At 54.0% G+C, this 21384-nt stretch carries 26 protein-coding genes; 12 read left to right on the top strand and 14 right to left on the bottom strand.

Going from position 1 to position 21384, the window contains the following annotated elements:
- Window positions 1–165 precede the first annotated feature (165 nt).
- From PHE17_RS04310 to PHE17_RS04300, 3 genes are all read left to right on the top strand, one after another.
- Window positions 166–1455 carry an acetyl-CoA C-acetyltransferase gene (locus tag PHE17_RS04310; protein WP_301014585.1) on the top strand — a complete coding sequence of 430 codons (1290 nt, stop codon included), beginning with the start codon at window positions 166–168 and terminating at the stop codon, window positions 1453–1455.
- On the top strand, window positions 1452–3395 hold the full coding sequence (locus tag PHE17_RS04305; RefSeq protein WP_301014584.1) for a 3-hydroxyacyl-CoA dehydrogenase NAD-binding domain-containing protein: 1944 nt from the start codon (window positions 1452–1454) through the stop codon (window positions 3393–3395). Before PHE17_RS04310 ends, PHE17_RS04305 begins: the two co-directional genes overlap by 4 nt.
- A 76-nt stretch (window positions 3396–3471) precedes the next feature.
- A complete protein-coding gene (locus PHE17_RS04300) occupies window positions 3472–4383 on the top strand; it encodes a hydrogen peroxide-inducible genes activator (protein WP_301014583.1) in 912 nt (303 codons plus the stop codon).
- Window positions 4384–4393: 10 nt separating this feature from the next.
- Here the strand turns inward: PHE17_RS04300 and PHE17_RS04295 are convergent, their stop codons facing one another.
- The 7 genes from PHE17_RS04295 to gspE all read right to left on the bottom strand — a co-directional run bounded on the left by PHE17_RS04295 (window position 4394) and on the right by gspE (window position 10158).
- Window positions 4394–5296, bottom strand: coding sequence for a type II secretion system protein GspK (locus PHE17_RS04295; RefSeq protein ID WP_301014582.1), 903 nt, complete (start codon window positions 5294–5296; stop codon window positions 4394–4396).
- Window positions 5286–5903: a prepilin-type N-terminal cleavage/methylation domain-containing protein gene (locus PHE17_RS04290; protein ID WP_301014581.1), complete on the bottom strand. Its 618-nt coding sequence runs from the start codon at window positions 5901–5903 to the stop codon at window positions 5286–5288. The genes PHE17_RS04295 and PHE17_RS04290 overlap by 11 nt, the downstream gene beginning before the upstream one ends.
- The gene (gspI, locus tag PHE17_RS04285) at window positions 5900–6301 is read right to left on the bottom strand and encodes a type II secretion system minor pseudopilin GspI (RefSeq protein WP_301014580.1); all 402 of its coding nucleotides are present in this window, start codon (window positions 6299–6301) and stop codon (window positions 5900–5902) included. Before gspI ends, PHE17_RS04290 begins: the two co-directional genes overlap by 4 nt.
- Window positions 6285–6734 carry a GspH/FimT family protein gene (locus tag PHE17_RS04280; protein ID WP_301014579.1) on the bottom strand — a complete coding sequence of 150 codons (450 nt, stop codon included), beginning with the start codon at window positions 6732–6734 and terminating at the stop codon, window positions 6285–6287. Before PHE17_RS04280 ends, gspI begins: the two co-directional genes overlap by 17 nt.
- Entirely contained in the window at window positions 6706–7155 is a 450-nt protein-coding gene (gspG, locus tag PHE17_RS04275; protein WP_301014578.1) for a type II secretion system major pseudopilin GspG, read from the bottom strand. Before gspG ends, PHE17_RS04280 begins: the two co-directional genes overlap by 29 nt.
- Window positions 7156–7220: 65 nt before the next feature.
- Window positions 7221–8447 carry a type II secretion system F family protein gene (locus tag PHE17_RS04270; RefSeq protein ID WP_301014577.1) on the bottom strand — a complete coding sequence of 409 codons (1227 nt, stop codon included), beginning with the start codon at window positions 8445–8447 and terminating at the stop codon, window positions 7221–7223.
- Entirely contained in the window at window positions 8434–10158 is a 1725-nt protein-coding gene (gene gspE / locus PHE17_RS04265) for a type II secretion system ATPase GspE (protein ID WP_301014576.1), read from the bottom strand. The genes PHE17_RS04270 and gspE overlap by 14 nt, the downstream gene beginning before the upstream one ends.
- 164 nt (window positions 10159–10322) lie before the next feature.
- Here gspE and PHE17_RS04260 point away from each other — a divergent pair, with 164 nt between their 5' ends.
- From PHE17_RS04260 to folK, 5 genes are all read left to right on the top strand, one after another.
- A complete protein-coding gene (locus tag PHE17_RS04260; protein WP_301014575.1) occupies window positions 10323–11453 on the top strand; it encodes a VWA domain-containing protein in 1131 nt (376 codons plus the stop codon).
- 219 nt (window positions 11454–11672) lie between these two features.
- Window positions 11673–11951, top strand: a complete 279-nt coding sequence (locus tag PHE17_RS04255; protein ID WP_301014574.1) for a glycine zipper 2TM domain-containing protein — start codon at window positions 11673–11675, stop codon at window positions 11949–11951.
- A 21-nt stretch (window positions 11952–11972) separates the two neighbouring features.
- Complete coding sequence (locus PHE17_RS04250; protein WP_301014573.1) at window positions 11973–12434, top strand: RT0821/Lpp0805 family surface protein; 462 nt, start codon at window positions 11973–11975, stop codon at window positions 12432–12434.
- A gap of 87 nt (window positions 12435–12521) precedes the next feature.
- Window positions 12522–12893, top strand: a complete 372-nt coding sequence (gene folB, locus PHE17_RS04245; protein ID WP_301014572.1) for a dihydroneopterin aldolase — start codon at window positions 12522–12524, stop codon at window positions 12891–12893.
- Window positions 12875–13372: a 2-amino-4-hydroxy-6-hydroxymethyldihydropteridine diphosphokinase gene (gene folK, locus PHE17_RS04240; RefSeq protein ID WP_301014571.1), complete on the top strand. Its 498-nt coding sequence runs from the start codon at window positions 12875–12877 to the stop codon at window positions 13370–13372. The genes folB and folK overlap by 19 nt, the downstream gene beginning before the upstream one ends.
- Here folK and PHE17_RS04235 read toward each other — a convergent pair.
- The 5 genes from PHE17_RS04235 to PHE17_RS04215 form a co-directional block, all read right to left on the bottom strand.
- Entirely contained in the window at window positions 13349–13837 is a 489-nt protein-coding gene (locus tag PHE17_RS04235) for an SRPBCC family protein (protein ID WP_301014570.1), read from the bottom strand. The two genes, folK and PHE17_RS04235, sit on opposite strands and share 24 nt — an antisense overlap.
- Window positions 13838–13945: 108 nt before the next feature.
- Window positions 13946–14116: a 50S ribosomal protein L33 gene (rpmG, locus tag PHE17_RS04230; protein ID WP_301014569.1), complete on the bottom strand. Its 171-nt coding sequence runs from the start codon at window positions 14114–14116 to the stop codon at window positions 13946–13948.
- Window positions 14117–14136: 20 nt separating this feature from the next.
- Window positions 14137–14373, bottom strand: a complete 237-nt coding sequence (gene rpmB / locus PHE17_RS04225) for a 50S ribosomal protein L28 (RefSeq protein ID WP_301014568.1) — start codon at window positions 14371–14373, stop codon at window positions 14137–14139.
- Between the two features lie 89 nt (window positions 14374–14462).
- The gene (gene cls, locus PHE17_RS04220; protein ID WP_301014567.1) at window positions 14463–15896 is read right to left on the bottom strand and encodes a cardiolipin synthase; all 1434 of its coding nucleotides are present in this window, start codon (window positions 15894–15896) and stop codon (window positions 14463–14465) included.
- A 15-nt stretch (window positions 15897–15911) separates the two neighbouring features.
- The gene (locus PHE17_RS04215; protein ID WP_301014566.1) at window positions 15912–17174 is read right to left on the bottom strand and encodes an MFS transporter; all 1263 of its coding nucleotides are present in this window, start codon (window positions 17172–17174) and stop codon (window positions 15912–15914) included.
- A gap of 146 nt (window positions 17175–17320) precedes the next feature.
- On the opposite strand from PHE17_RS04215, the gene PHE17_RS04210 reads away from it, so the two are divergent.
- The gene (locus PHE17_RS04210; protein ID WP_301014565.1) at window positions 17321–17806 is read left to right on the top strand and encodes a hypothetical protein; all 486 of its coding nucleotides are present in this window, start codon (window positions 17321–17323) and stop codon (window positions 17804–17806) included.
- Here PHE17_RS04210 and PHE17_RS04205 read toward each other — a convergent pair.
- Window positions 17803–18381, bottom strand: coding sequence for a carboxymuconolactone decarboxylase family protein (locus tag PHE17_RS04205; RefSeq protein WP_301014564.1), 579 nt, complete (start codon window positions 18379–18381; stop codon window positions 17803–17805). The two genes, PHE17_RS04210 and PHE17_RS04205, sit on opposite strands and share 4 nt — an antisense overlap.
- Before the next feature lie 147 nt (window positions 18382–18528).
- Here PHE17_RS04205 and PHE17_RS04200 point away from each other — a divergent pair, with 147 nt between their 5' ends.
- The gene (locus PHE17_RS04200) at window positions 18529–18903 is read left to right on the top strand and encodes a CidA/LrgA family protein (protein ID WP_301014563.1); all 375 of its coding nucleotides are present in this window, start codon (window positions 18529–18531) and stop codon (window positions 18901–18903) included.
- Complete coding sequence (locus PHE17_RS04195; protein WP_301014562.1) at window positions 18896–19630, top strand: LrgB family protein; 735 nt, start codon at window positions 18896–18898, stop codon at window positions 19628–19630. Before PHE17_RS04200 ends, PHE17_RS04195 begins: the two co-directional genes overlap by 8 nt.
- Here the strand turns inward: PHE17_RS04195 and PHE17_RS04190 are convergent.
- Window positions 19610–20077: a Dps family protein gene (locus tag PHE17_RS04190; protein ID WP_301014561.1), complete on the bottom strand. Its 468-nt coding sequence runs from the start codon at window positions 20075–20077 to the stop codon at window positions 19610–19612. The genes PHE17_RS04195 and PHE17_RS04190 overlap by 21 nt on opposite strands.
- 181 nt (window positions 20078–20258) lie before the next feature.
- Here PHE17_RS04190 and asd point away from each other — a divergent pair, with 181 nt between their 5' ends.
- Window positions 20259–21377 carry an aspartate-semialdehyde dehydrogenase gene (asd, locus tag PHE17_RS04185; protein WP_301014560.1) on the top strand — a complete coding sequence of 373 codons (1119 nt, stop codon included), beginning with the start codon at window positions 20259–20261 and terminating at the stop codon, window positions 21375–21377.
- Window positions 21378–21384: the final 7 nt, after the last annotated feature.

Here is a 21384-nt window from a genome sequence, read left to right as displayed (position 1 = left end):
AACTTGTTGCAAATAGCCCTCTCCTACCAATGCCACCATATGTCTGAATCACACCCACGCCGATACCGTTACCAAACCCAAGGTTTCTGGCCTAAACTCGTGAAACCGTAGAAGATAAAAACCATAACAAGTGCACCGGCGATCTACACCGGAGGAGGAACGTCAATGTCCCGCACGGTTTTTCTCGTGGACGGAAGCCGCACCCCTTTCCTGCGTACCACAGGCAAGCCGGGGGAGTACCGCGCCAGTGACTTGGCTGTACACGTCGGGCGAGCCACGCTGCTACGCCAACCCTTTCCCCCTTCCACCCTTGATGAAGTCATTTTCGGCTGCGCAATGCCGGGGCCGGATGAAGCCAATATTGCCCGCGTCATTGCCCTGCGCCTCGGTTGCGAGGATAAAGTTCCGGCATTCACGGTGCAACGCAATTGCGCTGCGGGTTTGCAAGCCATCGACAGCGCTTACCGCAACATTGCCCACGGTTACACCGACCTGATCCTCGCGGGTGGTACGGAAGCCATGAGCCACGCGCCGGTATTATTCCGCCCAGAAATGGTGGCGTGGTTGGCGGATTGGCAACAGGCCAAAACCTTGCCCGCCAAACTCAAAGCACTGAGCCGCCTGCAAGCCCGTTACTTTTCCCCCGTCATTGCGCTGTTACGTGGCCTAACTGACCCGATTGTCGGCTTGAGCATGGGGCAAACCACCGAAAAGCTGGCTTACCGTTTCGGTATTTCCCGCGAACAGATGGATGCTTACGCCCTGCGCAGCCACCAACGCATGATAGCGGCAATGGATGCGGGCGAACTGGACGATGAAATTACCCCCTTAAGCACTGCATCCGGGACGGTGATCCGCTTTGACGACGGGGTACGGCGCGATTCCTCCCTAGAAAAGTTGGCAAAACTCCGTCCCATTTTCGACAAACCCACTGGTTTGGTAACAGCAGGTAACAGTTCGCAAGTGACCGACGGTGCGGCTTGCGTATTGCTTGCCAGCGAACCGGCAGTTGCGCAATACCAACTCCCGGTATTAGCCAAAATCAGCCCCGCCTACTGGGCAGGTTTAGACCCCAGCCAAATGGGTTTGGGGCCAGTCCACGCCAGCGCAAAATTATTAAACGCAAGCGGGTTAAATCTTGATAGTATTGACTATTGGGAGATCAATGAAGCGTTCGCCGGACAAGTGCTGGCGTGCTTACACGCTTTTGGGGACGGGAACTACTGCAAACAAGAACTGGGGCTGGAATCAGTGCTGGGACACATTAACGCGGCGCAAGTAAATATCGACGGCGGTGGCATCAGCCTCGGGCATCCTATTGGCGCGAGCGGCGCACGCATCGTCTTACACCTTGCCCACGTCTTGCGGCGCAAACATGCACAACGCGGCATTGCCAGCCTCTGCATTGGCGGTGGACAAGGCGGCGCAATGTTGGTGGAAGGAGTCAGCCCATGAGTACGTTCCAACACCTCCATCTGGAAACCGACAGCAGCAACATCCTGTGGCTCAAACTGGATGTGCAGGGTGAATCCACCAATATCCTCACCCCCGAAGTCCTCGACGAACTCAGCCGTGCAGGCATCGCCATCCGCAGCCACAAACCCGCCGGGCTGGTAATCTGTTCGGGCAAATCCACGGGCTTCATTGCCGGGGCGGATGTCAAACGTTTCACCGAAGTCAAAAGCACCGAACAGGCGCTAGCTTTCATCGAAAAAGGCCAAGCGGTGTGCCAGCAATTTGCCGACTTGCCCTGCCCCACCCTCGCCATGATTGACGGCTTCTGCCTCGGGGGCGGGTTGGAACTGGCGCTGGCGTTGGATTACCGCATTGCCAGCGACAACCCCGGTACACGCTTGGGCTTGCCGGAAGTCAAACTCGGCATCCACCCCGGTTTCGGCGGCACGGTACGCTCCATCGCCAAACTAGGCGTGCTGAACGCGATGGACATCATGCTCAGCGGCAGGCTATTACGCCCGCAAGCAGCACTGAAAATGGGCTTGCTGGATTACTGCGTAGCGGAACGCCAATTACACAGCACTGCCGTCCAAACCTTGCTGAAACCACCCGCCAAGACTAAACCGCCATTCTACCTGTCGGCACTGAACCAACTTGCCCCCGCCCGTCACCTATTGGGAGCAAAACTGCGTAAGCAAGTCGCCGAACACGCCCGCCCCGAACATTACCCCGCGCCCTATGCCCTGATTGACCTGTGGGAAAAGCACGGCGGCAACCCGGCAGCGATGTACAAGGCCGAAGCCGTTTCCGTCGCCAAACTGGTGTTGGGCGATACTGCGCAAAATCTGGTGCGGGTCTTTTTCCTGCAAAACCGTTTGAAAGCCTTGGGCGACAAAAAGCTGTTCCAACCGCAGCATGTGCATGTGGTTGGCGGTGGCACAATGGGCGGGGAAATTGCCGCGTGGTGCGCCATGCAAGGTTTACGCGTCAGTGTGCAAGACCAAAATGCCGATGCGCTCGCCCGTGTGGTGGCACGCGCCAGTGAAGCCTTCCAACACCGTTACAAGAAAGATGCCCGCGCCATCCAAGCCGCGTTAGACCGTTTGATTCCCGACCCGCACGGCGAAGGTATCGGCAAAGCCGATGTCATTATCGAAGCCATTTTCGAGAACTTGCAAGCCAAACGGCAGTTGTTTGCCGCACTGGAAAGCAAAGCCAAACCGGACGCAATTCTTGCCAGCAATACGTCCAGCATTCCTTTGGAAGACATTGCTGGCGCACTGCGCGAACCACAACGGCTGGTCGGGCTGCATTTTTTCAACCCGGTCTTCAAAATGCCGCTGGTGGAAGTCGTCTACGACCCGCACGCCAAAGATGATGCCGTGCTTGCCCGTGCGCTCGCGTTCACGCGCCACATCGACAAGCTGCCGCTGCCAGTGCACAGCTCGCCCGGTTTTCTGGTCAACCGCATCCTCATGCCCTATTTGCTGGAAGGTATCCGCCTGCAACAGCAAGGCATTCCCGCCGCCATTATCGACGAAGCGGCGCGTGATTTCGGGATGCCGATGGGGCCGTTGAAACTGGCAGATACCGTCGGCCTCGACATTTGCCAACACGTCGGCGATATTCTGGCGAGAAAGCTGGGGCTGGACGTTCCCCTTACCCTCAACCACATGACCAGAGCAGGCAAACTCGGCAAGAAAAGCGGCGAAGGTTTCTACCGTTACCGCAATGGCAAAATGATGAAAACCGAAGCGGTGGAATGGCAAGGCAACCGCACCATGCTGCAAACCAAATTGATTACCCCGCTTGTCAACGAAGCCAAAGCCTGCCTCGCGCAAGGTATCGTCGATGATGCTGATCTGCTGGATGCGGGTGTGATTTTCGGCACAGGATTTGCGCCATTTCGGGGCGGGCCACTGCATTACGCGCAAAGCTAAAGTTTTTTTACTATAATACAGAAAATAGAATATTATCCGAACGGTAAGCCTTAAAACCGATAACATTGAGGTTGCCATGAACCTGCCGACTGTCAAACAGCTCCGTTATTTTGTCGCGCTGGAAAGCCACGAACACTTCGGCAAAGCTGCCGAGGCTTGTTTTGTCTCCCAATCTGCCTTCAGCACCGCAATCCGTGAGCTGGAAACCACGCTGGAAGTACAACTGGTTGACCGCACCAACAAAAATGTCACCGTCACTCACGTCGGGCGGCAAATTGCTGGCGAAGCCCGCCGCTGCATCCGTGACATTGAAAGTTTGGTGGAACTCGCCCGCAGCAACCACGCGCCACTCACTGGCGAACTGCGGATCGGCATCATCCCCACCATTGCACCCTTTTTGTTGCCACAAGTACTGCCCGCCATCCGCAAACGTTTCCAACAATTACGCCTATACCTGACGGAAGACATGACCCTGCGCGTGTACGACAAACTCATGAATGGCGAACTTGACCTGATTATCATTGCCCTGCCTTTCGCGCTGCGCAATGTGGAAATGCTGCCGTTGTTCAAAGACCGCTTCCTGCTGGCTTGCCGCGAAGATACCCGCCATACCCACCCACGCGGTTATATTTTCAACGAGTTGAACCCAGAAAGTATCCTGTTGCTGGAAGACGGGCATTGCTTGCGTGACCACGCGCTATCCGCCTGCCACTTGCAAGACGTGGACAAGATCAGCCGCTTTACTGCCAGCAGCTTGCTGACGCTGGTACAAATGGTGGATTCGGATTTGGGCATTTCCTACCTGACCGAAATGGTCAAGAAATCTACCCTACTGACAGGCACGGCAGTCAAGCTATGGCCTTTGCCAGAAGACAGTTACCGCGAAATCGGGCTGGCATGGCGGCGCGGCAGTGCGCGGGAAGCGGAGTTTGAACAATTGGGTAAATTTATCCAAAGCGCATGGGAAACAACACTTCCAACCACTTAAACCACCAACGCTATTCAAACTGTGCCGAAGACGCCTGCAACACTCGAAAATACGTCACAAACGGCGGCATTTTTTCTGGGCTTAAACGCACCGAACGCTCTTCAAAATACGGTGGCGCAGTTTCATCCGTAAACACCCTGATCTGCATCCGGTACAAAGGTTGCTGGCTATTATCGAAAAATGCTTGCCCAAAATCAGGCAATACTGAACGCCCATCTTTCGCCGCCTCTTCCCGTTCCGCAATATAAGCATCCACTTTCCCGGCATCACCTTCCGTCAGCATCAGCAATATCTGGCGCGGAGCCAGCATCGGGTTAATCCCAGCAGCACCAGAATTGACCGTCAAATAGCGGGTCAATGCCTGATAAAGCTGCGGGGTCATGCCCAGCACTTGCTGCAATTCCTCGATGCGTTCAAACGGAGCATCTTTCGCACCGAAAGCCAAACCCGCGCTTTCATAATCACCGTCTTCCGCACCGTTGAGGCGTTTCAGGTCATCCACATCGCGGAAATCTTCCAACACGTCGAGCATGTCGGACGCGGCTTGGTCTTCCACACCGACCTCTTTGAAAATCTGCGCCAATAGCTCACGGCTGGCATAGTTGATGTCGATCAGGCCATTTTCACCGACCACGCGGATTTCAACCTTCGCGCCTTCGTATTGCCACAATAGCGGTTTGCCACCGAGTTGCAGGTCACGTTCCTGCGGCGGCAAGAAAAGCTGCATCACCGCATAATGCGCAGCAGCATCAGCCGTGGCGCGGGCGATGGCGGTACGGCGGGCGTAATCCACCATGCTGGATTCAGTGCGGGTAGCGTAAAGCAGGCTGGCAGCGAGGGTCATCATCACCATGATCATCCACAACACCACGATCATGGCAACACCGGATTGTTTCCGTGGACTATTTCCCATAATCACTCACCTGCGGCAAACTGACCTGCATTTCCGACCACGCCCGTTCTGCATCTGCCAGCGTCAGTTTCAACAGTTGCGGGTATAGCGGTTTGTCTTCCCAATCGGACGACCACTCAGGGTCTTTGCCCTCTTCTTCTGCGCCAAAATACGCAAATGAAGCATCTTTCAGCCCATCAAATACCGGTACGGGTTCTGCGTCTCTGAAAGCGTCTTCCCACGTCAACTCGGGGCGGTAAGGGGCATACAGCATTTCCAGCGCTTTGCCATTTTTGCCACTGACAATATCCAGCTCAACCAGAAACACCCCGCCTTGATGTTGCAGGGGTTGCAAGGGCGCGGCGTAACGCAGGGAGGTGGACGTGCCTTCAAACGCATACACACCGCCATCCTTTTCACCCTTGATCTTGACCACCATTGCCTGCCCCAATTGGCGGCGCAGGAAATCGCTGATCAGGCGCATGTCTTCAGTCTTGTTCATGCGCGTGTCAGCGGCATCCCAACTGTGCCCAATGGTGTTGAAACTAGCGAACAGCGCAAGGAACAGCAGGGAAACCAACGAGAAGGCAATCAGCATTTCCAGCAGGGTAAAGCCGCGTTGCTTCATAACTTTTCCCCAAAGCGTAAACTCGACAGGTGGAATTCGCGGGGCTTTTCGCTACTTTTCCACGTCACCGCGACATCCACGCGGTACATTTGCAATGCGACTTGCAGCTTTTCCGTTTTTTCATCGGCTTTGATTGGTTCCATGCTCACATTCCAGTGGTAGCCAGAACCTTTTTCTTCACCGGAGACGTTGCCTTGCTCGACTTTGATTTCGCTGCCGACTGCCGCCAAGCGTGATTCCGCCACTTGCACGGCAAAACTGTATTCATCGGAAAGCGCGACACTGCGCATGGATGCCCCGAACAGTTGCAACAGCGTGCCGACCACCAGCCCCATCACCACGAATGCGACGAGGACTTCGAGCAGTGAAAAACCCTGTTGCTTACTGGATACTGACACGACCCGTCACCCATTCGACATTGACCTTGTAGGTCTGTTTTTTGTAAGTCAGGTCGACTGAGCCGCCCGTCGAACTGCCATCCGGGAAAAAGCGGATGCCGCCTTGATCAGCAGAAATCACTTCAGCAGCACTGGTGTTAATTTTGGCTTCCATTGCCTGATTGAGATTACGGTCAGCATCCTTGTCGCCGCCGTCGATCCAGAAGCGTTTGGCTTTGATGTCCATTTTCCACACCACCGGCTGTTGGCGCATTACCGCTTGGGCACGGGCATGACGCAAACTGGTGGCGACTTCCCTGCTGCTTTTACGCAATACCGGGCCTTCAGAAAGTGAGGTGGCTACCACCGCCATCAAAAGCCCGCCGATGACTAGCACCAGCAGGACTTCGAGGAGGGTGAAACCCTTATTGCTGCCAGAGGCTGAGGTCTGCATCTTCGCCTTCGCCGCCAGCCGCACCATCCGCACCGAACGAACTTAAGTCGTAAGGGTGGTTGTTGCTGCCCGGACGTTTGTATTGGTAATCGTTGTTCCACGCATCTTTAGGCACTTCACCTTTTTTCAGGTAAGGGCCGTTCCAGCCACGCGCATTGGAAGGGGCTGCAACCAGCGCTTTCAGGCCATCAGCAGAAGTGGGGTAATTGCCGACTTCCAGACGGTACATATCCAGTGCCGCGCTTAAGTTTTCAATTTGCACCTTAGTAGATTGGGTTTTGCCTTTACCGAGGTATTTCATCGCCTGCGGGCCGACGATCCCCATGATCAGGCCAAGGATGACCAACACGATCATCAGCTCAATCAGGGTAAAGCCGCGTTGCTTATTCGACAGGCGTCGCTTGTAGGGTTTGTGTTGCATTATTAGCTCCTTGTTATTGCTATTATTTGCTTCGTTTTTTTATGACACTTCTTCGTAAAAACCCGTCATTTCACCAAATCAGCCATATTGATCATCGGTAACAAGACCGAGCCAATAATCGCCAAGATAGCCACCGCCATGATCAGGATCAGCACAGGTTCCAGTAGTGCCAACATCTGTTTCACGGAAGTTTTGACTTCATCATCGTAAATGTCTGCCACTTCACGCAGCAGCTCTTCCATGCGCCCGGTTTCCTCACCGACACGCAGCATGTGCAAAGCGTATGCGGGGAACACACGTTTTGCCAATAATGTCCGGGTCAGGCTTTCGCCTTGCTTAAGGCTGTCAGCAGATTCTTCCACTGCTGAAGCCATGACCCGGTTTCCTATGGTATTTTTTGCAATTTTGAGCGCCCCCAACAGCGGCACACCGTTGTGCAGCAAGGTTCCCAGACTGCGGGAGAAACGCGCCGTCTCGATTTTGCCAATCAAGTTTCCGACAATCGGCCACCGCAACATGCTGCGGTCAAGGCCAGTACGCGCCTTTTCGTTGGTGAGGACATATTGCCCCAACAACAGCATCAGCAAGAAACCACCCAACACCACCCACCAGTAATGTTGCAATGTTCCCGATATACCCATCACAACCTTGGTGATAGTGGGCAATTCCGCGCCCATGTCGGCAAACATTGAGGCAAACTGTGGAACCACGAAAGTCAGCAGCGCAATGATCGACGCCACCGCCACAAACGCCAGAATCGCAGGGTAAATCAGTGCAGAGATCACCGTACCGCGCAATTCTTTCGCCCGCGCCATGTATTCGACCAAGCGGGCAAGTGCGTCATCAATCGAACCGCCTGCTTCCCCTGCCCTGACCATGTTGACGTAGAAACGGTTGAACTTGCCGCTTTCCTCCAAAGCATCAGCGAAACGTTTACCGCTGCGCACATGGTTTTGGATGCCTTGTACCAATTCCGTCACCACCGGCTTGTCGCTGATTTCCAGCAAAATACCCAAAGCACGGTCGAGCGGCAAACCCGCCTTGAGCATGGAAGACATCTGTTGGGTAATCGCCATGATGTCTTCTTGCTTGACGGCTTTACTGGCAAACAGACCAGATGGCTTTTTCGCGACGGGCGCATTGCTCGCCCCCGCCTTGCCCGCCAGAATCTTGATGGGAATCAGCCCTTGCGCGTGCAAGTTTTCCACCACCAAGGCTTCATTGGCAGCTTCCAACATGCCTTCTTTGGCGACACCCGCAGGGGTGATTGCTTTGTAACTATACGCTGGCATTCGGGGTTTCCTCCGCCACGCGCAGCACTTCTTCCAGTGTGGTCACACCTTTGAGGGCTTTCATCAGGCCGTCTTCGTACATGGTGCGCATCCCGGCTTTACGGGCTTGTTCCTGCAAAACGCCTGCGTCTTCGTGCTTAAGGATCAGGCGGCGAATATCATCGTCCATCACCAAAAATTCGTGGATGGCACTGCGGCCTTTGTAACCCGTATGCCCGCAAGCACTACAGCCCTTGGCGTGCCACAGGCGCAATTCACCATCCGGCTGGTATTTGCGCAAACCCAGTTCACGCTCGATTTCCGGCAAAACACTGTGCGATTCGCGGCATTGCGGGCATAAACGCCGCACCAAGCGTTGCGCGAGGATGCCGTTCACCGTGGAGGTCAGCAGGTAATCTTCGATCCCCATATCCATCAAGCGCGTAATACCACTCGCCGCGTCATTGGTATGCAAGGTGGAAAGCACCAAGTGCCCGGTCAGTGCCGATTGGATGGCGATGCGGGCGGTTTCCACGTCACGCATTTCCCCGATCATGATGATGTCCGGGTCTTGGCGCACAATGGAACGTAGCGCATCGGCAAACGTCAGCCCAATTTTAGGGTTGGCTTGGATTTGATTGATGCCTTCGAGCTCGTATTCCACTGGGTCTTCGACCGTAAGGATTTTGCTTTCCGGGGTATTGAGCTGAGTCAGTGCGGCATACAATGACGTGGTTTTCCCCGAACCTGTCGGGCCTGTTACCAGTACTACCCCGTGTGGCGCTTCCAACTCTTTCTGGAGTTTCTGGAAATTGTCGTCGGAAAAACCCAAGGTCTTCAGGTCGAGTTTGACACTGTGTTTGTCCAATAAACGCATTACCACGCTCTCCCCGTGCATCGTTGGTACGGTCGATACGCGCATGTCGATTTCCTTGCCCTGCGCCCGCATTTGGATACGCCCATCTTGCGGCAAACGGCGTTCGGCAATGTTCAAACGCGCCATCAATTTGATACGGGAAATGATCGCGGCAGTCAATTGCGCGGGCGGTGATTCCACTTCATGGATCACGCCGTCAATGCGGTAACGCACTTTCAGGTGGGTTTCAAACGGCTCAATATGGATGTCCGACGCCCGCTGGCTCATGGCATTGGTCATGATCTGGTTGACCAAGCGGATAACTGGCGCTTCACTCGCCATGTCTTTCAGGTGCTCAATGTCATCCAGGTTTTCATTGCTGCCGGTAATCTCGAATTCATCATCGTTACCGTGGGCTTTATTGGCTTCCGTACCGTACAAGCGCTCAATATTCGTGCGGATTTCACTTGGCAAACCCAGCAAAGCTTCCACCTGCTTGCCGCTTGCCATGTACAAGGCTTGGCAGGAAAACGTATCTTGCGGATTGGACATCGCCACAATCATGCGGTCTTCTTCCAGATGTACCGGAACCAGTTCCGCATTACGCATGTAATTGATGGAAATGCCGGGGTTTTCTACCGGAAGTGAGGGGTAATCGCGTGTCATTGCCATGCGCACACCCAAATGGCGTGACAGTACGAAAGCCACTTCTTGCTCAGTGAGCATCCCCAGCCGCACCAACACACTGCCCAGAGGCTGATGTATTTCAGCCTGCGCACGTAAGGCACGTTCAAGATCAGCGGGTTTCAACTTACCCAGTTTGACCAGCCGTTCGCCAAACAGGGCAGGAGAAGCATTGGATGTTACAGCCTGCATGATAGGTTTCTTTTATTGTTTTTATGTCCTGCGATTCTTATGAATGCGCGGGGAACATGCAAGCAGTTTCCTTCCAAACGGTCGGAAAATCCCACCCTTTCCAGCGCACAGTGCTAACATTTACCAAGCCCTTATCTCACTGGACACGTACTTTTCCTGACATCATGAAAAAATACTTAACAACATTGCTGATCACCAGCCTACTCGCGTTCCCCACCCTCGCCGCCGCCAACGATAACCTCATCATCGTGCTGGATGCTTCTAACAGCATGTGGGGGAAAATCAACGACAAGCACAAGATTGAACTCGCCCGCAGCAGCCTTGCCACCTTACTCGACAAACAACCCGAAAACGCCAGCATCGGCCTGATCGCTTACGGCAACCAACGCAAGTCCGACTGCCACGACATCAATGTGCTCGCAAAACCGGGAGAAAACACGCCTAGCGACCTGCTCAAGCAAGCCACTGACATCATGCCACTGGGGCGTTCGCCCATCAGTGCCGCCATCCAACAAGCCGCCAGTATGGGCAACACCATTTTGCTGATCAGTGATGGGCAGGAAAGTTGCGACGCTGACCCCTGCGCTACCGTCAAGGAACTCAAGGCCAAAAATTCCGCCCTACGCATCCAAGTACTCGGTTTCCGCGATGATCAGGACTCACAACTCAAGTGCATCGCTACCAACAGCGGAGGAAGCTTCGCCATTGCCAGCGACACGCCAGCCGTTACCAACCTGCTGAACAGTTTGCCCGCACAGGAAGTGACAGCCAACACCCCGGCAGACAATAAAACCAATACAGCCAGCGCCCCCGCGACCCTGCAATTGACAGTCGGTGCTAGCAATGATCCCGAAAACTTACCTGCCAGCTTCCTGCTTTACGACACCGAAGACCGGCACATCACCAACTTCACCGCGCAAACCCAAGTTTCCCACAGTATCCCGGCGGGAACTTACCGGGTTGATGCGTTATGGGGGGAAATCAAACACACCCAGACCTTAACTTTGACCTCCGGCAAAACCACATCCTACCGTTTCGATCTCGGCCCAATGGGGAAGTTATCGCTACAAGCGCAGGATGCACAACAAAAGCCCGTCGACGCCAACTTCACGTTTTACAGCGCCAATGGCAACTATTTTTCAGACCGCTTACTGAAATCCCAAATCAAGGAAAAACTGCCGATAGGTTCCTACCGCATCAAAGCATCCGTGGGTGAGCAAAGCCAAGAAGCCACCGTTGAAATAACTACCACTGCTGAAACCTCACACACATTTACCTTTAAAGCAGCCCATTAAGGCATAAATTCCCCCAGCCGAACTGAAATTTTCGCTGGCACTCCCCCTACACTTGGGGGAGAATGGCTGGCAGGGAATGTGCCGAGTCGCGGTTAACGACAAAAAATAATGGCTGTGCTGCCGAACTACTGCATGGTTCCCCGGTCAAATCTGACGCCAGCAATAAAAACTTGGCAAATGCCAATACATAAACACAGCTTGTTTTAAGGAGCTATCTAAATGAAAACTGTAATTATATCCCTGAGCGCAATAGCAATGGCGGCTACCCTCCTGACTGGTTGCGGTGGTGCTGCACCCATGAATAACGCCCAAACTGGCGCAATCGCTGGTTCTGTTCTCGGTGGTGTGCTTGGTCGTCAGCTCGGCGACGGTGACAATCCAACTACCTCAGCCGTTGTAGGCGCTGTCGCGGGTGGTTACATTGGTGGTCAAATGGGCGCAGCCCAAGACCAAGCTTATCGCCAACCACAACAACAGCCTTACTATCGCCCTTACTAAACCAAACAAAAAGGAATTTTCATGCAAACCTTAATGAAACAAACTATCGCCGCCGTCACGGTTGCTGCCACACTCGCACTCACAGGTTGCGGCGGTGGTGCTGGTGCGATTAACAATGGACAAGCTGGTGCTATTGCAGGCTCAGTGTTGGGTGCTGTTGTAGGCAACCAATTCGGGGAAGGTGATGGCAAAGACGTAGCGACAATCGCTGGCGCACTGTTAGGCGGCTACATCGGCGCTCAAATGGGTAGCCAATACGACCGCCAACAACTGGGGCAAGCTGTTGCCACAGGTAGTCCACGTAGCTGGCAGAACCCAGACACTGGCTACCGCTACAACGCGACCCCGGGCCAGACTTACCGTGCTAGCAACAACCAAGTATGCCGCCCAGTCAACGTAACAGGTTACATTGACGGCAGACAGGAAAACATCCAGATGAGAGCCTGCCGCCAGCAAAACGGTCAATGGGTAACAATGAACTAATACCTTATCTGCCCATAGCATCAAACCCATACCCCGCACGCCGGGGGTGGGTTTTTTTGCGTTATTGTAATCGTAAAAAGGTAAGGTATGGATACAGTATACGTGCGTGATTTACGCATGGATGCCCGCATCGGCATCTACGAATGGGAAAAACGCATCCTACAAAAAATCCGCGTTGATCTGGAAATGGCCTGGGATAATCGCACCCCCGCCGCCAGCGATGACATCAAAGACACCCTCAATTACAAAACTGCCGCCAAACTGGTCATGCAACTGGTGGAAAACACCCACTATGAACTGGTGGAACGCTTGGCAGAAACCATCGCCACCACCCTGATGCAAGAATTACACGTTCCGTGGATTCAAGTCACCGTCGGCAAACCCGGCGCAGTCCGTGGTTCCAGCGAAGTTGGGGTACGCATCGAACGGGGAAACCGCCAATGGCAAGCGTCTATGTAAGCATCGGCAGCAATATCGAGCGTGAAAGCAATATCCGCTCCTGTATGCAATGCCTCCAAGCCGATTTCACGAACGTCACTTTTTCCAGCATCTACGAAACGCCTGCGATTGGCTTTAATGGCAACCCATTTTTCAATCTGGTGGCAGGCTTTACAACCGAGTTTGACCCCAGCGCCCTACGGGACTATTTACGCAAGCTGGAAGATGCCCACGGGCGGGTACGCAATCAGGACAAATACAGCGCCCGCACCCTTGATGTTGATTTACTGTTATACGACGGGCTGAACCTCCAGCCGGAAATTAACCTGCCACACAGCGATATTCTCGCTTACCCGTTTGTGCTGTTTCCATTGACCGAAATCGCACCTAACGTACTGCATCCAACCTTGGGGCGATCCTTGTCAGCCCTTGCCAGTGAATCAAACCTTGACCGCGAATCGCTGCGTTTAGTGGCGTTAGACGGCAAATTTTGCTTTTAATTGTTGGATAAAACTGTCCAGCCGCTGATCCAAACCACCGCCCATACGCGCCCTGATACGCCCGATGGGAGTGCGTGTTTCCAGTATTTCAGTGAAAGTTACACGGGTTCCGCCCGGTACGGCATTCATGCGGGCTGAGCGTGTGCCCTTACTGCTGCCTTGCTGCATTTCCAGCAATAACTCTTGGGCGGGAAGCTCTTTAAGTTTACGCAATGTCACTGCCCCACCCCGCTCGGGCTGCTCAACCCAACGCAAGCCATGATCATCATCCAGCATTTGCACACTCTTTAAGCCTGTGCGCCAGTGGGTTTGGCGCGGCAGGTCACTCAAGGCTTCCCATACCTCTGCCACGGGTGCTTTGAGCAATTCAACCCTTGTTACCTGTTGGCGTGACGGCAACGACAAACCAAACATGAACAACAGCACCAAGACTGCCACTACAACGCCCAAAACAATCCACATCATGTGATCCCCTATTCCTAATGACTATGCACTACAAGTGTAGACCGCAAACGCAAAAAGCCCGGACTTGTTGCAGCCGGGCTTTGCAAAGAATCGCGAGGAACCAATCAATTACTTGATTTTGGCTTCCTTAAAGATAACATGCTTGCGGACAACCGGATCATACTTGCTGAACGCCAGTTTGTCTGGGGTTGTGCGCTTGTTCTTGGTTGTAGTGTAGTAAAAACCAGTCCCTGCGGAAGAAACCAGCTTGATCTTATCGCGACCACCTTTCTTAGCCATTGTCTGTTACTCCCGTAAAGTTAGACTTTTTCGCCGTTAGCACGCATTTCTGCTAGAATGGAATCAATGCCATTCTTGTCGATAATACGCATACCTTTTGTAGAAACGCGCAGGCGAACCCAGCGTCCTTCACTTTCAACCCAGAAGCGCTTCGCGTGCAGGTTAGGCAGGAAACGGCGTTTGGTTTTGTTGTTAGCGTGCGACACATTATTGCCGGTGGTCGGACGCTTACCTGTTACTTGGCATACACGAGACATCTGGATTCTCCAAATCTGCGATTCTTAAACTGTATAAGGCGCGTGAGGATAACAAAACACATACCCCCACGCAACCAACAGTTTGCATTTTATAGTAACGGGGCAAGAATACGGGCTGCGTTCTCCGCCAGTCGGTGCATTTTTCCCACCTTATCCCGCCCGTTTTCGGTCACTTCCTTGGCAGTCGCACATAAAGCGAGGAAATCCTCCCCCAGTTTCCCGGCAATTTCTGCCCCGTAGAAGAATACATTGCCCTCGAAATTGAGGCGGAAACTGCGCTGATCCATGTTTGCCGACCCCAGTGTGGCGAAACTGCTGTCAATGATCACCGCTTTGGCATGGGGCATGGCGCTGTACAACTCGAATACCCGCACCCCTGCCGCCAGCAGGTCATCAATGAAGGAACGCCCAGCATACAACACCAGCAGATGGTCAGAACGCCCCGGCAATAATAAGCGCACATCCACCCCGCGTAACGCAGCAGTTTGCAAGCTCATTAGCAAGGGGCGGTCAGGCACGAAATACGGGGTTTCAATCCAAATGCGCTGGCTTGCCAAATTCATTGCCGCAAACAAAACGGTGTAAATCGTTTGCCAGCGGGCATCCACCGGGCCACTGGCGAGGAATTGCGCATGGATATGGCCTTGTGCCGCGATGACGGGGAAATAGGCATCGCTAACCAAGTTTTTGCCAGTGACATGAAACCAGTCTTGGCAAAACACTTCCTGTAAGGCACTGACTACCGGCCCTTGCAAACGGGCGTGGATGTCTTGCCACGGCTCGCCCCGCCCTGCATACACATCACCCACATTCATACCACCCGTGAAAGCCACACACCCATCGACGACCACAACCTTGCGGTGGTTACGGTTGTTCAGGTTCAAATGGCGGCTGAGGACATTCACCCGCAGGAAGCGTTCAACACGCCCACCTGCCACCGTGAGTGGCGTAAAGAAACGCGGTGTGGCTTGCCGGGAACCCACATCATCCAGTAATAAGCGCACTTTCACGCCGCGTTGCACCGCCCGTATAAGCGCATCGCGCAGGCGTTCCCCCGTGAAATCCGCCTCCCATATATAGTAGAGCAGGTGGATATGTTGGGTAGCCGCATCAAAGGCACTTTCGAGTGCATCAAACACTTGCCCACCGTCACGCATGATTTCCACCGCATTGCCGGAAACGGGGCCAGTTTCATCCAGCCTATCAAGCAAGACTAATAACGAAGGGGAAAGCCCCTCAATCTGCGGGTCTGTAGGGAGATAAGATTGGACACGCTCCAACGCTGGGGCGAGTTTTTCTTCTGCTTTGCGGCGTTTACGGCGACGGAAATATAGCGGCGTTACGCCAAACAACCAAAAGCCCAGCAAACCGATGAAGGGTAACAATACAATCACCAGCATCCATGCCAGCGTTGCGCCAGATTCACGCCGCTGCGATACCACGGTCGGGATCAAGATCGCAATAATAAGGATGTCGAGCAGTAATAGCCCTGTATTTAACCAACCGTTTAAGTAAATGTCCAAACGATCGTCCCTACACTAACGCTGCGGCACACGCCACAACAGCGCCCCACCCAGTCCAAACAGCAACAACACCGCCAACAGCCCCAGCCGAGGCGAACCTGTAATAACGCCACCCCAGCCCACCAGCAATGGCCCCAGTATCGAGGCGAATTTACCTAGCATATTGTAAAAGCCGAAAAACTCCGCCGCTTGTTCTGCCGGAATCAGGCTGGCATACAATGAGCGGCTCAATGCCTGCACCCCGCCTTGCACCAAGCCGACCGACAGCGCCAGCAAGTAAAAGTCACTGGAATTATCCATTTGCACCGCCATCAGGGTAATCAGCACATAGCCCACCAGCCCAGCGAGGATCGCACGTTTCGCCCCCAAGCGATTACCCAGCCAACCAAATGCCAGCGCCGCCGGAAATGCGATGAACTGGGTAATCAGCAACGCGGTAATCAGGCTATCGTCGGCAAAACCCAACGCCTTGCCATAATCCACCGACATCAGGATCACCGTATCCACCCCGTCGATGTAAAACCAATACGCCAGCAAAAACAGCCACACCACCCGCAACTGGCGGATATGGCGGAAAGTATCCAACAACTGCCGAAACGACTGGCGTAACAACGCGGGTAACGCCGGACGCACTGCCTGTGCCGGAGCACGTTCGCGTACCCCTCGCCACAGCGGGATGGAAAAGCCCGCCCACCACAGCGCCGTAATACCAAACGCCCAACGTACTGCTGCGGCCTTATCCCCCAACCCAAACCATTCCGGGTGCAAGGTCAACAGCACGCACAAGGCAAACAGCAAACCACCGCCCAGATAGCCAAGCCCATAACCCAAGGCCGACACACGGTTAAAATCGGTTTCATCTGCCACATCCACCAACAGCGAATCGTAGAAAATGTTCGCGCCCAGAAACCCCACCACTGCCAGCACAAAGCCGAACATTGCCCACTGCCACTGGCTTTCCCCCACCATCGTCAGCCCTAGCGTGGCACACACGCCCAAGGTAACGAAAGCCGCCATCATGGGCTTTTTGATCCCACCTTGGTCAGCTACAGTGCCCAAAAACGGCGCAAGCAACATGATCGACAAGCTTGCCAACGCATTGGCCGTGCCCAAATGTAGGGTAATGTCTTCCGACGGCAGGCCATTTGCCCAATATTTGCGGAAAAAGATCGGGAAAAACGCCACCATCACCGTGGTGATGAACGCAGAATTTGCCCAGTCGTAAAACGCCCAAGCCCATTGCTGGCGGGTGGTGTGACTAATGATATTGATGGACATGGAAGCTTCCTTCGGTGCGGATAACCCTACTTATAAGTGCCTGCATCATACCGCGTTTCCTACCCAATAGTGAGAATAGGCAGACGCACGATGCCTCAGCTATATTCAGGCGATAACAGAAGATTTATATACGCTAGGAGAAATACATGAAAACAGCACTACGGGGCAATGCCGTAGCGTGGGTGTGTGCCTGCGTGCTGGCTGCCGGTTTCGCATCCCCGGTTTTCAGCGCTGAAAAAAGTGCCTACGAAGGCGAGTGGACAACCCAAGCCCCCGCCCTTTCCCTAAAAATCACCGCAAAGGACGCGAGCTTCACCATTAACGGCAAAACCTATACTGACCCGACCCCTGAGTATTTTTACGGGCAACTCGAAACCGCGCCGTTCTTGTACTTGCAAGCCGAAGAACCTTCCGGCAACCCGGCGGACGCACAGAACCAGCACCGCCTATACCTAATCATCGGTGAAAATGCCAACGGTAACGAAATGAAACCCAGTTTGCACGGCTATTACGACCTTGCTCACCTCGCGAAAGGCCAAACGGGCAATGTCACGAGCGAGTCCTGGCCCATCCAGATGGAACGGGCAGGAAACGCACCTGTGGTACAGGTTTCGCCAGTGAAGGGAGGTTAAGCTGCTTGCGCGATGTATTCGGGTGCTTGTTCCAACGCCTGAACCAAGTGTGGGATTTGTGACAACGCGGGTGCACCGTCCATGAGCAGGGCGATAGGCATGACCTCGAAGATTTCTTCCGGGGTGGAGCCGTATTCGAGTGCTGCATGAGTGTGCATTTCAATCAAACGGGAGTCCTGTTGCACCAAGGCGATGCCCAAGCCCACCAATTCGCGGCAACGGCGGTCGACGCAACCTTTGCTCAAGGAAAACTCGCGCCACGAATCGCTCCACGCCGTCCATAACTCACCGTGACGGTGCTCGGGGCTGGCTTGTGTGTACAGCGCCACTTTACGGACTTGCAGGATTTCGGTTTCCGAAGCTCCCATGCGGGTTGCCGCATCGGTGTGGATTTCAATGCAACGGTGGCAACCTTTTGCCAGCGCAATCCCTAGCGTAATCAATTCCTTGTGTTTGCGGTCAATGACCCCTTTTTTGGTGCTTTCCTGTGAAAGTTCACCGATGATTTCCAAAAACTCGCCCAAGCCGTAAGTACGGGCTTTTTTCAACGAATCCATAAAGCTAGGTTCAATCATGATTTTATCCTTTTTGTCATAATCAGTTTGTTGTCTCAGAAGTGCGCCGGAGTATACCGAAACTTTACCTTTTGCGTAGGTGAGCACTTGTTGTTGCAATGCAATATTCATACCTTACACCCTATTTACTGACAAACGGAGTTATTCATGTCCCCCAACTTCCTCAATGGCATCACCATCCTGCTGGTATACCAACTGGTGGGCGAAGTCAGCGCCCGTTTGCTGCAACTGCCTGTCCCCGGCCCGGTGGTGGGTATGGTGCTGCTGTTCATTACCTTGCTGTTGCGTGGCGGGTTGGAAAAAACGCTGGATACTGCCAGTAGTGCTTTGCTCAGCCATTTGTCGCTGCTGTTTGTGCCTGCGGGCGTGGGGGTGATTGTGCATTTCCACCGCATTGGCAATGAATGGCTACCCATCACGGTCGCGCTGCTGTTAGGCACGGTCATTACGCTGGCAGCAACCGCTTTGATCATGCTGGGTGTCAGCCATTTGCTAGGCAAGCGAGGGGGCGGGCATGAATGACAACAACCTGACGCAAGTTTGGGTATACCTTTCCGCGTCGCCGCTGTTCGGGCTGAGCATGACGTTGATTGCCTATGGGTTGGCTCAACGGTTGTATGTGTATGCCAAAGGTAATCCGCTGCTGAACCCGGTGGTGACGGCAGTCGCCTTGCTGATTGCCTTGCTGCTGGCAACCGGGATGCCGTACAAAAACTACTTCGACGGGGCGCAATTCGTGCATTTCCTGTTGGGGCCTGCGACGGTGGCGTTAGCCATTCCGCTGTATCGCCAGTTCGGTAAGCTCAAGCAATTGTGGTTGCCAGTGCTCGTGGCATTGCTGGCAGGTGTCACCATCGGCGGTGTTAGTGCAGTCGGGATTGCGTGGTTGCTGGGGGCGGATACGCAAACCCTGCTGTCGCTTGCGCCCAAATCAGTCACTGCCCCGGTAGCAATGGGGATTGCGGAACGCATTGGCGGCATCCCTTCCCTGACCGCCGTATTGGTAGTGACAACGGGGATTATTGGCGCAGTGTTGGGAACTCGCGTGTTCGACCTGCTCGGCATCCGCGATGACAGTGTGCGCGGGATTGCGATGGGGGTAGCTGCACACGGCATCGGCACTGCCCGAGCGTTTCAGGTCAGTGCCGAAATGGGTGCGTTTGCGGGGTTGGCAATGGCGTTATCCGCCTTCACTGCCTCGCTGATTTTGCCGTGGCTGGTCGACTTATTACTCCAACATGCTGCGTAACATCCACGCATTCTTTTCGTGGATTTGCATCCGTTGGGTGAGCAAGTCGGCGGTAGGTTCATCACCTGCTTCATCCACAACCGGGAAAATGCTGCGGGCGGTACGTACCACCGCTTCTTGGCCTTCCACCAATTTGCGGATCATGTCTTGCGCTTTCGGCACTCCCTCTTCCTCTTTGATGGAAGACAAACGGCTATACGCGGCGTAAGTGCCCGGTGCGGGGTAGCCCAAGGCGCGGATGCGTTCTGCGATCAAATCCACCGCCAAAGCGAGTTCGTTGTATTGCGTCTCGAACATGAGGTGCAAGGTATTGAACATCGGCCCGGTCACGTTCCAGTGGTAGTTGTGGGTTTTCAAATAGAGTGTGTAAGTGTCAGCCAATAAGCGCGAAAGGCCGTCGGCAATGGCTTGGCGTTGTTCTGTTTTGATACCGATATTGATGTCCATGATCTGATCTCCGTGGTTGTGTGCGCTTCGATGGGATCAGTATAGGGTCGCGCCAATACACAGTAAATTTGATTGTTTACCTTGTTTCAATCCAATAAATAGCACGGTTTGACGCAGGTTTTTCTCGACCTAGCACGGTGCTACAATGCGCGGTTTATTGCGGTTTTTGACGGAGTTTGTGATGTTAAAGGTAGGTTTTGTCGGTTGGCGCGGCATGGTCGGCTCAGTGCTGATGGAGCGGATGCGTGCTGAAAATGATTTCCAAGGGTTTGAACCTGTGTTCTTCACCACCTCGCAGTCCGGCAAGCCCGGCCCTGACGTAGGCATGGGTGCAAAGCCGCTGGAAGATGCCATGAACATCGACAAACTGGCGGAAATGGACATTATTCTGTCCTGCCAAGGCGGCGATTACACCACGGCTGTGTACGAAAAACTGCGTGCCAACTGGAATGGTTACTGGATTGACGCGGCCTCCACCCTGCGCATGACCGACGACGCGATCATCGTGCTCGACCCGGTAAACCGCAACGTGATCGACGCCGGTTTGCAAAACGGTATCAAGAATTACGTTGGCGGCAACTGCACCGTTTCGCTGATGCTGATGGCGTTGGGCGGTTTGTTTGAAAAAGGTTTGGTTGAATGGATCACTTCCATGACTTACCAAGCGGCATCCGGTGCGGGCGCGAAAAACATGCGCGAACTGCTGACCCAGATGGGCGAATTGAATGGCGAAGTGGGCGATTTGCTGGCAGACCCGGCTTCCGCGATCCTCGACATTGACACCAAAGTGACCGCGAAATTGAACGACGGCACACTTTCCACCGCCAATTTCGGCGCACCGCTGGCAGGCAGCCTGATCCCGTGGATCGACAAAATGTGGGCAAACGGTCAAACCAAGGAAGAATGGAAAGGCATTGCCGAAACCAACAAAATCCTCGGCAAAACTGGCGCGGAAATCATCCCCGTCGACGGTCAGTGCGTGCGCATCGGCGCTATGCGTTGCCATTCGCAAGGTTTCACCATCAAATTGAAACAGGATTTGCCACTGGCTGAAATCGAAAGCATCATCGCTAGCCACAATGAGTGGGTCAAAGTCATCCCGAATGACAAAGAATCCACCTTGCATGGGCTGACTCCGGTACAAGCTTCCGGCACACTGACTGTCCCGGTCGGGCGTATCCGTAAGATGAATCTGGGGCCGGAATACATCACCGCGTTCACCGTTGGCGACCAATTGCTGTGGGGTGCGGCTGAGCCTGTGCGCCGGATGCTGAAAATTACGCTGGAATTCCTGAAGTAAAACCATT

Origin of the sequence: Thiothrix sp. (genome assembly GCF_028714775.1) — a bacterium.
Classification (GTDB): domain Bacteria; phylum Pseudomonadota; class Gammaproteobacteria; order Thiotrichales; family Thiotrichaceae; genus Thiothrix.
Note: the sequence above shows the minus strand (reverse complement) of the source record. Positions and strands in the feature narration are given on the sequence as shown.

What these genes read in the sequence shown, in the direction of transcription:
- asd (WP_301014560.1), top strand. Translation starts at nt 20,259, where the DNA reads ATGTTAAAGGTAGGTTTTGTCGGTTGGCGCGGCATGGTCGGCTCAGTG.
- PHE17_RS04305 (WP_301014584.1), top strand. Translation starts at nt 1,452, where the DNA reads ATGAGTACGTTCCAACACCTCCATCTGGAAACCGACAGCAGCAACATC.
- PHE17_RS04210 (WP_301014565.1), top strand. Translation starts at nt 17,321, where the DNA reads ATGAAAACAGCACTACGGGGCAATGCCGTAGCGTGGGTGTGTGCCTGC.
- folK (WP_301014571.1), top strand. Translation starts at nt 12,875, where the DNA reads ATGGCAAGCGTCTATGTAAGCATCGGCAGCAATATCGAGCGTGAAAGC.
- PHE17_RS04260 (WP_301014575.1), top strand. Translation starts at nt 10,323, where the DNA reads ATGAAAAAATACTTAACAACATTGCTGATCACCAGCCTACTCGCGTTC.
- PHE17_RS04280 (WP_301014579.1), bottom strand. Translation starts at nt 6,734, where the DNA reads ATGCAGACCTCAGCCTCTGGCAGCAATAAGGGTTTCACCCTCCTCGAA.
- PHE17_RS04190 (WP_301014561.1), bottom strand. Translation starts at nt 20,077, where the DNA reads ATGGACATCAATATCGGTATCAAAACAGAACAACGCCAAGCCATTGCC.
- PHE17_RS04215 (WP_301014566.1), bottom strand. Translation starts at nt 17,174, where the DNA reads ATGTCCATCAATATCATTAGTCACACCACCCGCCAGCAATGGGCTTGG.
- folB (WP_301014572.1), top strand. Translation starts at nt 12,522, where the DNA reads ATGGATACAGTATACGTGCGTGATTTACGCATGGATGCCCGCATCGGC.
- gspE (WP_301014576.1), bottom strand. Translation starts at nt 10,158, where the DNA reads ATGCAGGCTGTAACATCCAATGCTTCTCCTGCCCTGTTTGGCGAACGG.
- PHE17_RS04205 (WP_301014564.1), bottom strand. Translation starts at nt 18,381, where the DNA reads ATGATTGAACCTAGCTTTATGGATTCGTTGAAAAAAGCCCGTACTTAC.
- PHE17_RS04290 (WP_301014581.1), bottom strand. Translation starts at nt 5,903, where the DNA reads ATGAAGCAACGCGGCTTTACCCTGCTGGAAATGCTGATTGCCTTCTCG.
- gspG (WP_301014578.1), bottom strand. Translation starts at nt 7,155, where the DNA reads ATGCAACACAAACCCTACAAGCGACGCCTGTCGAATAAGCAACGCGGC.
- PHE17_RS04255 (WP_301014574.1), top strand. Translation starts at nt 11,673, where the DNA reads ATGAAAACTGTAATTATATCCCTGAGCGCAATAGCAATGGCGGCTACC.
- PHE17_RS04270 (WP_301014577.1), bottom strand. Translation starts at nt 8,447, where the DNA reads ATGCCAGCGTATAGTTACAAAGCAATCACCCCTGCGGGTGTCGCCAAA.
- rpmB (WP_301014568.1), bottom strand. Translation starts at nt 14,373, where the DNA reads ATGTCTCGTGTATGCCAAGTAACAGGTAAGCGTCCGACCACCGGCAAT.
- PHE17_RS04300 (WP_301014583.1), top strand. Translation starts at nt 3,472, where the DNA reads ATGAACCTGCCGACTGTCAAACAGCTCCGTTATTTTGTCGCGCTGGAA.
- PHE17_RS04235 (WP_301014570.1), bottom strand. Translation starts at nt 13,837, where the DNA reads ATGATGTGGATTGTTTTGGGCGTTGTAGTGGCAGTCTTGGTGCTGTTG.
- PHE17_RS04310 (WP_301014585.1), top strand. Translation starts at nt 166, where the DNA reads ATGTCCCGCACGGTTTTTCTCGTGGACGGAAGCCGCACCCCTTTCCTG.
- PHE17_RS04200 (WP_301014563.1), top strand. Translation starts at nt 18,529, where the DNA reads ATGTCCCCCAACTTCCTCAATGGCATCACCATCCTGCTGGTATACCAA.
- PHE17_RS04295 (WP_301014582.1), bottom strand. Translation starts at nt 5,296, where the DNA reads ATGGGAAATAGTCCACGGAAACAATCCGGTGTTGCCATGATCGTGGTG.
- PHE17_RS04250 (WP_301014573.1), top strand. Translation starts at nt 11,973, where the DNA reads ATGCAAACCTTAATGAAACAAACTATCGCCGCCGTCACGGTTGCTGCC.
- PHE17_RS04195 (WP_301014562.1), top strand. Translation starts at nt 18,896, where the DNA reads ATGAATGACAACAACCTGACGCAAGTTTGGGTATACCTTTCCGCGTCG.
- rpmG (WP_301014569.1), bottom strand. Translation starts at nt 14,116, where the DNA reads ATGGCTAAGAAAGGTGGTCGCGATAAGATCAAGCTGGTTTCTTCCGCA.